8 protein-coding genes and 1 pseudogene are annotated in these 10,551 nt (G+C 28.1%); 5 read left to right on the top strand and 4 right to left on the bottom strand.

What is annotated here, in order from left to right; translation table 11 throughout:
* Together B5E92_RS15560 and B5E92_RS14155 are read left to right on the top strand one after the other, a co-directional pair.
* Positions 1–504, top strand: a pseudogene (locus tag B5E92_RS15560) (hypothetical protein); the annotation flags it as partial.
* Positions 505–719: 215 nt separating this feature from the next.
* Complete coding sequence (locus B5E92_RS14155; protein ID WP_239406488.1) at positions 720–2,222, top strand: L,D-transpeptidase family protein; 1,503 nt, start codon at positions 720–722, stop codon at positions 2,220–2,222.
* A gap of 147 nt (positions 2,223–2,369) precedes the next feature.
* Here the strand turns inward: B5E92_RS14155 and rfbB are convergent, their stop codons facing one another.
* The 4 genes from rfbB to B5E92_RS14175 all read right to left on the bottom strand — a co-directional run bounded on the left by rfbB (position 2,370) and on the right by B5E92_RS14175 (position 6,192).
* The gene (rfbB, locus tag B5E92_RS14160) at positions 2,370–3,395 is read right to left on the bottom strand and encodes a dTDP-glucose 4,6-dehydratase (protein ID WP_087303239.1); all 1,026 of its coding nucleotides are present in this window, start codon (positions 3,393–3,395) and stop codon (positions 2,370–2,372) included.
* Positions 3,396–3,971: a dTDP-4-dehydrorhamnose 3,5-epimerase gene (gene rfbC / locus B5E92_RS14165; RefSeq protein ID WP_087303241.1), complete on the bottom strand. Its 576-nt coding sequence runs from the start codon at positions 3,969–3,971 to the stop codon at positions 3,396–3,398.
* An 11-nt stretch (positions 3,972–3,982) separates the two neighbouring features.
* Positions 3,983–4,864 carry a glucose-1-phosphate thymidylyltransferase RfbA gene (rfbA, locus tag B5E92_RS14170; protein ID WP_087303243.1) on the bottom strand — a complete coding sequence of 294 codons (882 nt, stop codon included), beginning with the start codon at positions 4,862–4,864 and terminating at the stop codon, positions 3,983–3,985.
* A 164-nt stretch (positions 4,865–5,028) separates the two neighbouring features.
* The gene (locus tag B5E92_RS14175) at positions 5,029–6,192 is read right to left on the bottom strand and encodes a MerR family transcriptional regulator (protein WP_087303245.1); all 1,164 of its coding nucleotides are present in this window, start codon (positions 6,190–6,192) and stop codon (positions 5,029–5,031) included.
* 157 nt (positions 6,193–6,349) lie between these two features.
* Here B5E92_RS14175 and B5E92_RS14180 point away from each other — a divergent pair, with 157 nt between their 5' ends.
* From B5E92_RS14180 to B5E92_RS14190, 3 genes are all read left to right on the top strand, one after another.
* Entirely contained in the window at positions 6,350–7,192 is an 843-nt protein-coding gene (locus tag B5E92_RS14180; protein ID WP_087303247.1) for a YhjD/YihY/BrkB family envelope integrity protein, read from the top strand.
* A 115-nt stretch (positions 7,193–7,307) separates the two neighbouring features.
* Positions 7,308–8,162 carry a YitT family protein gene (locus B5E92_RS14185; protein WP_087303249.1) on the top strand — a complete coding sequence of 285 codons (855 nt, stop codon included), beginning with the start codon at positions 7,308–7,310 and terminating at the stop codon, positions 8,160–8,162.
* 203 nt (positions 8,163–8,365) lie between these two features.
* A partial coding sequence (locus tag B5E92_RS14190) for a GBS Bsp-like repeat-containing protein (RefSeq protein WP_204245283.1) occupies positions 8,366–10,551 on the top strand: 2,186 nt, incomplete at its 3' end.

A 10,551-nucleotide genomic window follows, 5' to 3' on the forward strand; every position in this document is an offset into this window, starting at 1 on the left:
AGGATATATAGTCTACAAGAAAAAGTGGAATCAGGAATACCGTTAAAAGAAAAAGAAGCCTATGATAAGATCAAGATAGCAACGATTTATACAAGCAGTAAACATGAAATAAGCCAAAAGTATGAACAAAATGATGAATTATTAAGAGTAGTGATGTTACTGTTTGGAATGAGCGGAAGAAGTGTTCAAGAGATAAGGGGAATCTTAGAAAAAGAATATGGTTTTAAAATGAGTGAAGAGTTAAAGAAAGGAGTTGAAAATATGTGTAACTTAGCGCAAGGATTAATAATAGAAAATAAATATGAGATATTAATAAATCTGTTAGAACAAACCGATATTTCATTAAAGAAGATAATGAAGATAGTAGGGTTGGTAAAAAAAGAAGAAGTTAAGGAAATGACAGATAGACTAATAGAAGATTTAACTTTAAAAGAAGGTTATATAAATGGAAAACCAACTACTATAACATTAGAAAGAATAATCAATGAAACAAATGGGAATTGATTCCTTTTTGTTTCATTTTTGCAAATGATAAAATAAATTTCATTAAAAATATTATGCTTTTTTGATTTCATAATGATGAAATAATATTATTGCTTTTTATTAAAATATTACTAATTGGTGGATTTTTTTGTTAATTATGAGAATTAATTGAAACATAGAATTTTTGTGCTATAATTGATGAGAAAACGGTTTTAATTTGTAAGGAGAGATTGTCTTTGGAAATAAAAAAATATAAGCTTAAGCTTAAAAAAAACGTTAAAATTATAATTGGCTTATTAGTAGCAATAATAGTATTATTGATTTTTGTAAACGTATATTATAGTAATCGCTGGTATCCTAATACAAATATAAGCGGTGTTGATGTTTCAAATATGACGTTTGATGAAAGTAAGGAAGCAATTGCTGATAAAGTTGAAAAATATTCATTAAAAATAGTTGGTAAAGATGGTTTATCAGTTACTGTTAATGGTGATGATGTTGGACTTACGGTTGAATATGAAAAGAATTTAGAAGATGATTTTGAAGAGCATAAAAGTAATCGTAGTTTCTTTGGTTTTTTAAGTAATCACGATCATAATTTAGAAGCAGATGCTTCATACAATCAAGAAGCATTAAATTCAATAATTAACAATTCAAATTTGATAACTGGAACTGAAGGAAACCCAATTGTTGCTTCAACAAATGCATATATTACATATGATGAGGATACAAAAAGTGGAAAAATTGTTGAAGCTACAACAGGAAACGAAATTAACATTGATAAATTAAATGAATTAATTAATAAGTCTTTTAGTAATCTTACTTCTAAATTAGATTTAAGTGAAAATAATGATGCTTATAAACAGCCTACAGTTAATTTAGATGAAGATAAATTAAATGAGATGTTACAAACATATAATAGTTATTTATTAAATTGGATTACTTGGGATATGGGTGAAAATACAACTGAAACAATGGCACCAAGTGATATAAAAAACTGGTTAAGTACTAATGATGCTGGTGAAGTTATACTTGATCAAGATGCAATGGAAGAATGGATAGAAGATTTTTGTTTAAAATATAAAACAGTAGGAAAAGAAAGATCATTTACAACTCATAATGGTAATGTTATTCAAATATCAGGTGGTGATTATGGATGGCGTTTAGACTATGATGCCATTGTTGAACAAGTTAAAAAAATAATCACAGAAGAAACTGATCAGTCATTGATTAATAATTATATTGAAGATCCAAATAAAGAAAACAAAAAGGCTTTAACTACAGAATTGGAACCTGAATATTCTAATAAAGGACATAAAAAAGATTACGAGAATTTTGAAAATGATTGGGATACCCAAAATTATAGTGAAATTGATTTAACTGAACAAAGAGTTTATGTATATCGTAATGGACAACTAGCATATAGCTGCATTTGTGTTAGTGGTTTACCAACTCCTGAACAAGATCGAATTACTCGTACTGGAGTTTGGTATATTAAAGAAAAGAAACTAGAGAAAGTATTAGTTGGTGAAGATTATGAAACACCTGTTAAATATTGGATTAGAATTATGTGGACTGGTACAGGTTATCATGCTCTTGATCGTAGTGATTGGGATAAATGGACACCTGATTTATATAAGACAAGAGGATCACATGGATGTTTAAATCTTCAAGAAAATGATGCAAAAATGCTATATGAGTTAATTAATATTAATGATCCTGTATTTATTCACTATTAAAATAAAAGTTCTAGAAGATTATTTCTTTCTAGAACTTTTTTACAATTTAATTAATGGATTTATTTAAAGAAAAAACCCGTGTTATGATACGATTTTCTAGTATAAAATAACTTAACTAATCTTATCATAAATCACGGTTTAATTATTTTATTTTACTTTTCCAGCATACATTTTTTCAAAATAATTTTGGTATTCACCAGATAAAATATTTTGCCACCATTCTTTGTTATCTAAATACCATTGAATAGTTTGTTGGATTCCAGTATCAAAATTATATTTTGGTTTCCATCCAAGTTCTGTTTCTAATTTAGTAGGATCAATAGCATATCTTCTATCATGACCTTTTCTATCTTCAACAAATTTGATTAAAGATTCAGGTTTGTTTAAAGCTTTTAAGATAGTTTTAACAACTTCTAAGTTAGTTCTTTCATTATGTCCACCAACATTATAAACTTCACCAACACGACCATTTCTAATGATTAAGTCAATTGCAACACAGTGATCATATACATGTAACCAGTCACGAACGTTATCACCTTTACCATATACAGGTAATTCTTCATCAGCTAAAGCTCTAGAAATCATTAATGGGATAAGTTTTTCTGGGAAATGATATGGCCCATAGTTATTAGAACATCTAGAGATAGTTACTGGTAATCCATAAGTACGATGATAAGCTAATACAAATAAATCTGCAGAAGCTTTTGAAGAACTATATGGACTAGATGTATGTAATGGAGTTGTTTCTGTAAAGAATAAATCTGGACGATCTAATGGTAAATCTCCATATACTTCATCAGTAGAAACTTGATGATATCTTTTTACTCCAAATTCTTTAGCTGCATCTAATAAAGTAGTAGTTCCCATTACGTTTGTTTTAACAAAGATTTCAGGATCTGTGATACTTCTATCAACATGTGATTCTGCAGCAAAGTTTACTACAACATCAAATTTTTCTTTTTCAAATAAATCAAAGATGAATTTACGATCAGCAATATCACCTCTAACAAATTTATAATTTGGTTTACCTTCAACTGGTTTACAAGTTTCTAAATTACCAGCATAAGTTAATAAATCTAAGTTTACAATCATATCTTCTGGATATTTATTTACCATATAATGAACAAAGTTTCCACCAATGAACCCTGCTCCACCTGTTACTAAAATTTTCATTTATTTATCTCCTTCGTATACAAATTGATTATTTGATTCTTCTAATGTTGGACCAGTCATATCTTTTTCACTTAATACTGGTTCAATGCCATCTAATAATTTACCCCAATCAACATTACATGTAGGATCATCATAACGCATACCACCTTCAGATTCTTTGTTGTACACGTTATCTACTTTATATCTAAATTCTACGTTTTCAGTTAAAGTTAAAAATCCATGAGCAAAACCTTGAGGAATAAAGAATTGACGATGATTTTCTTCGCTTAATTCTACAGATACCCATTTACCATAAGTAGGACTTCCTTTACGAATATCAACAGCAACGTCAATAACTTTTCCTTTAGTACAAGAAACTAATTTAGATTGTGCATATGGTGGATTTTGCCAATGCAAACCTCTTAATGTTCCTTTTTGTCCGCTAAATGACATGTTGTCTTGAACGAAATCAACAGTTACCCCTAATTTTTCATATTTAGGTTTAGAGTAAGTCTCTGTAAAATAACCACGGTGGTCACCAAAAACATCTGTTTCAATAATTAATACTCCAGGAATTTCAGTTTCAATTACTTTCATATAATTTCTCCTTATTGATCAATAAATTTACCATCTAAAACATCTTTTAAATATTTACCATATTGATTTTTCTTATATAGTTCATAAGATGAATTTAGTTGTTCTTTAGAAATCCAGCCATTATTATAAGCTATTTCTTCAAGACATGCAATTTTACGATTTTGATGAGTTTCTACAGTTTTAACAAAGTTAGTAGCGTCAACTAAACTTTCATGAGTTCCTGTATCTAACCATGTAAATCCACGACCTAATAATGTTACATCTAAAGAACCATTATCAAGATAAATTTTATTTAAATCAGTGATTTCTAATTCACCACGAGCACTTGGTTTAATGCTTTTTGCATATTTAACTACATTACTGTCATAGAAATATAAACCAGTAACAGCATAATTTGATTTAGGTTTTGCTGGTTTTTCTTCTAAAGAAACAGCTCTACCATTTTCATCAAATTCAACAACCCCAAATCTTTCAGGATCATCAACATAGTATCCAAATACTGTTGCACCGCTAGTTTTATTAGCTGCAGCTCTTAGTCTTTTACTTAATCCATGACCATGGAAAATATTATCTCCTAAAATCATTGCGCAAGAATCACCATCAATAAATTCTTCACCTAAAATGAACGCTTGAGCAAGTCCATCTGGAGAAGGTTGCACTTTATATTGAAGTGAGATACCAAATTGACTACCATCACCTAATAATTCTTCAAATCTAGGTGTATCATCAGGTGTTGAGATAATTAAAATATCTTTAATACCTGCTTCCATTAAAATGCTTAATGGATAATAAATCATTGGTTTGTCATAAATTGGTAATAATTGTTTACTTGTTACTTGTGTTAGAGGATATAATCTTGTCCCAGATCCTCCCGCTAATACGATACCTTTCATAAAAAGCCTCCTTATATACATATTTATATTAAACCCTAACGTAACGTAAGGGTCAATAGATATTTGAAAATTATTAAGAATAATCAACATATTTTATATATTATAAACATTTAAAATATCTTTAATTAAAATAAAACAGAGATTTTTTTAAATCTCTGCAAAAATTATTTAGTACATATAAATAGACCCGAATCTTTTGTGATTTTTATACCATTGGATTTCTTTATCAAATCCTCAATATATTTTTTAAATTCATTCATTCTATTAACAAGAACATCATTTTGATTACCATGACAGCTAAGAATATAGTCAATTAAAGGCTGAGCTTGGGTAATCATTAAAGAGTCTTCATATTTTCTTAATTCAATATAATTAAAGTATTTTGATAATATTTCATGACCATTTTCTAAACCAAAATAATCTGGTAATGGTTCATCTGATAAACTAATACGTTTATCAAAATTTTTAGCAATTTCATCAATTTCTTGCATATGCTTTTTACTGTAAGAAGTACAATAAAAAGTTCCTCTAGATTTTAAAACACGACTAATCTGAGATAAACCTAAATCAAGATCTTTTAAATAAAATAAAACATGATTAGCAATAATGGTATCAAAATAATTGTTTTTAAAAGGAATATTATGACAATCAATAACTAAATAATTATAATCATTACCTAGCTTTTCCTTTACTTCTTCAATCATTCCTTCAGAGTTATCCGATAAAAAAATTTCACGATTACGAAGATTATAATGATTATTTTCCCAAAGTTTACCATTACCACAACCAATTTCTAATAATCGATAGACAGTTGAAAAATCAATTTGTTCAAATAACCAGGGAAACCATCCTTGCGGATTAGTAGAAAATAAATCATGTAATTTTATCCGGGTTTTTAAATTTTTAGCATTCATATAGTTTTCAACAATGTTTTCATCAATAGCTGATAATTTAATTAATTCAATTATTTTGTCCCAAGCAATATTGTTTTTACTAATTAATCGTTCGGTAGCTTTTAATGAATCTTTTAAATTATTTAAATGCTTTATTTTTTGATCAATTAAGTTTGTTTGTAGTTGAATAGAGCGTAAGAAACTGTCTTGATCATTATCCTGGATTAGTGGATAGATTTCTTCAAGAGAAAAACCTAATTCTTTTAAACAAAGAATTTTTTGTAAAGTTATTAAATCTTGATTGCAATAACGGCGATAGCCATTTTCTAAAATCATCGTTGGTTTCAATAATCCTATTTTATCATAGTATCTAATTGTTCTTATTGTTACTCCTGCCAATTTGGCAAATTCACCTGTTGAATATAATTTTTCCATAGCTTTATTATAAGATGATAGATTATTTTTTAAAAGTTAATTTTAAAACAAATTGTAATGAATTTATAAAGATTTTGTTAAATAAAATTGTATTAAAAAAGATACTTTTGTATAATTAAATAAATAGAACATACTAAAAATAGGGAAGGTGGGGAAGATGGAAAAGACAATTGATAAAGTAAAAAAAATTGTTTTTAAGATTTATGATCGAATTAATAATCGAATATTAGATTATCGTTATAAGGTTAATAAAAATGCGGGATTATGTTTTTCTTATTATTTGATTATGTCGATTATTCCTATTTGTTCGCTGATTGCTTTTTTTGCTTCAGTGTTGAATGTTGATTTATCTGTTATTGAAGAAGTATTACAAAAATATTTGACACCAGAATTTGCCAGTGTTGTTGTTGGGTCTTTGAATTCTAGTCATATTACACTATCTTCAATAGTCGTTCTTTGTATGTCATTATTTGTGGTTAGTCGAGGAATTAATCAGTTATATGGCATTTCAAAAAATTTATTTCCTTCGGCACATGAAAGAAATATTATAGTTGAACAGATTTTAATGATTGTAAAAACAGTAGCTGTATTTGTTTTATTGTTATTAATAATATCTTTATTAACAATTTTGCCGGTTGTTAGTTATTTTGTAGATTTAAGTGGTATTTTTATGTTAGGAGATTTATATTTATTTTTAGTATTTTTTGTGATTTTATTTTTATTGTATAAGATTATTCCTGATGTACATGTACATGTTTTTGATATTGTAAAAGGAGCTGCTGTTGCTAGTTTGTTGATGTTGATATTATTGACTGGTTTACAATTTTATTTTGGAATAGCTGATTATACATCTGTATATGGACCACTAGCTTCGATTGTAGTTGTTATGATTTCATGTTCATTAATTGCAGAAATGATATTTATTGGGATGTATGTGATGTTTGAAGCGCATATGAAAAGATTAATTATTGAGATGAAAAAACATAATAATTTAGCATAATATTATAAAAACATTGGTGCTTGTAAGATATTAACAATATCAATGTTTTTTTATTTGTATTATTTTATGTTATGCATTAGAATATGTGTGTTATAAATAAAGAAAGAGTGAGATGATGAAAGATATTAAAAATATTGTAGGAATATTATTAGGTAATACTATTTATGCATTAGGGGTAACGATGTTTATTTTACCTAATAATTTGATTACTGGTGGAACTACAGGGATGGCAATGCTTGTTAATGCGACTACTGGTTTTTCAATTACATTGTTTGTTTCAATATTTAATATAACAATGTTTTTATTGGGGTGGAAAGTATTAGGGAAAAAGTTTGCTATTACTACTTTGATTAGTTCTTTTTATTATCCATTTATTTTGGGTGTATTACAGGAAATATTTAAAAATGAAATAATGAGTAATGATACATTATTATGTGTTATTTTAGCTGGTTTGATGATTGGAGCAGCTATTGGAATCGTTATTCGTTGTGGAGCTAGTACCGGAGGAATGGATATACCACCATTAATTTTAAATAAAAAATTAGGAATACCTGTATCAGTAAGTATGTATGGATTTGATTTTGTGATTTTGCTTGGTCAAATGATTATCCGTGATCGGGAAATGGTTTTTTATGGTATTTTATTAGTTTTAATTTATACAATTGTATTGGATAAAGTGCTAGTAATTGGAAAATCACAAATGCAAGTTAAAATAGTAAGTGCTAAGCATCAAGAAATTAATGAAATGGTAATAAATGTTCTTGATCGTGGGACAACTTTAATTCATGGTGAAACGGGTTTTAAACACAATCCCTATCCTGTTGTACTTACAGTAGTTAATAATCGTGAACTAACACAATTAAATAATTATGTTTATAATATTGATCCTGATGCATTTATGATTATTAATAAGGTAAATGAAGTCAGAGGTAAAGGATTTTCTAGTGCTAAAAAATATGAGGCAAAATAATGTAAAGCCATCTTTTTATGAGGTGGTTTTTTTAATGAAGATAGTTTATAATATACTATCATAATAAAATATTAGATTAAATTTTTTAAATCCATTTAATGGATTTTATGTGATAAATTTCAAACATTTTTATAATAAAGATTGTTATATAGAGGATTTTTATTGTATACTAAATCTTGGTTATGAAGAAAGGAAGTAACAAAGTGAAAAAGAAAATAGCTAAAGTAAGTGCAACATCATTAATTACATTAAGTATGACTGTTGGTAATATTACAGCCATAAATGGAATTAATGATGTTAATGAAACAGAAACAAATGAAAATGAAGAGATTTTAGAAAATAAAACACAAGAAACTAATAGTACTTCTGGAGAAAATGCTATTCAAAATGATACTACAAATCAACAAAACAGTGAAACTGAAACAAGTGTAGATAGTAAAAGTGAGGAAAAATCTTTAGAAGATAGAGAAGTTATTGGTAAAACTACTTTCGTAGATGAAAATGGAAACGTTAAAGAAGTAGAGGTTCGTGATGGTACTACTGGTGAAACTTATAACCCTAATGCCCGTACAGTAAGTACTGCAAATATGGTTAATTTTAACTGTTCAGCAGCTGATAGTGTTATTACATATACTGATTATAATATTGGTCAAAGTGGATATCTTTCTAAAGCAAGTGCGGCTGATGCTGCTTTTTTGGGATATGAAAATGGTAAAGTTAAATTTATGGTATCTGGGGTTGTAGGACTTGTTGATGCAAATAAGGTTGAAGTAGTTAGCCAAGGAACATATTATGCAAGTAATTATGAAGTTAATTCAAAAGGTATGCTATATCATTATATTTCTAATAATGTTAATGCAACTGGTAATCAAGGAAATTATAATTATGTAGGAGTAGCACCTAGTTATTTACAAAAAGGAATTGAGTATTATAGTTATGACGGTCACTATTTTTATACTGATTATAACGTAATGATAAATGACTATAAAAATAATGTTCGTAGTAATTCGGTTAACGCTAATAATCCATACTATAATTATTTTCAATATTTACCATTAAGAAGTAAGACAAATTATAGTGGAGCACAGTTAACAAGTTATCTTAATAATAAAGCTAATTCATCAACATCAAAATTAAATAATACAGGTGATTTATTTGTAAAATATCAAGAAAAAAATGGAGTAAATGCACTATTAGCAGCAAGTGTTGCAGCATTAGAATCAGGATGGGGTAAAAGTTCAATTGCAATAAATAAAAATAATTTATTTGGATTAAATGCAGCTGATAGCAATCCTGGTGAAGCAGCAGATACTTTTGCGAGTGTTGAAGCTTGTATTTCTGATTTTACAGAAAATTGGATGTCTGAAAGATATTTAAACGCTGAATATACTTCACGTTATCGTGGTGGTTATTTTGGAGATAAAGGTAGTGGTATTTTTGGACAATATTCTTCAGATGTTTATGAAGGTGAAAAATGTGCTTCGATTGCTGCAAATATGGATAGCGGTATTACAAGCGCTGATTTAAATTATTATACAATTGGAATTAAAGATGCTAGTAGTACTACTTATACAGGTTTAGCTGTTAAAAAAGAAGCTAATGATAGTTCAGCAACATTATATACTACTATAAAAAATCCCGCTTATGCATTTATTGTTAGAAAAAAGGCTCTAAATAATGGATATTATGAGGTGCAAAGTGATTCATCACTTACAAGTGATAGAAATGATGTTTCAGGAAATGGTGAATATAATTTTTCTAACAATTATGGATATGTAAAATCAAATTCACCAACAATCGTCAATAGTGGAAATGATGTAACTTATCCAAGTAATAGTATAAATCAAGCACCGATAATAACAGATGCCAAGATAACAAACGTAAGCAAAAACGGGTATACAGTAACATGTAAGGTAACGGATGATGGAAGTCTTGATCGAGTACAAATGCCAACATGGTCAGAAAACGGGGATCAAGATGATCTGATCTGGTATACAGCAACAAAGAGCGGAGATACATATACAATCAATGTAAAAACTTCAGATCATAAAAATGATACTGGAAAATATTTTACACATATCTATGCATATGATAACGAAGGGAAATATGCTGTAGTTACATTAGAAGCAGAAATACCAGAAAATAAAGTACCAACAATAACAGATGTCAAGGTAAGCGAAGTAACGAGTCAGGGATACAGAATCACATTCAAAGCAGATGATCCTGATGGAAAAATAACAAAAATAGAAATGCCAACCTGGACAGATAAAAACTGGCAGGATGATATAAAATGGTATGCTCCAAGCAAAAGCGGAGACACATATACACTGTTGGTAAAAAGAAGGAATCATAATAATGAGTATGGAAGATATCATACCCATATTTATGC

This window comes from Erysipelatoclostridium sp. An15, assembly GCF_002160675.1.
GTDB lineage: Bacteria > Bacillota_I > Bacilli_A > Erysipelotrichales > Coprobacillaceae > Thomasclavelia > Thomasclavelia merdavium.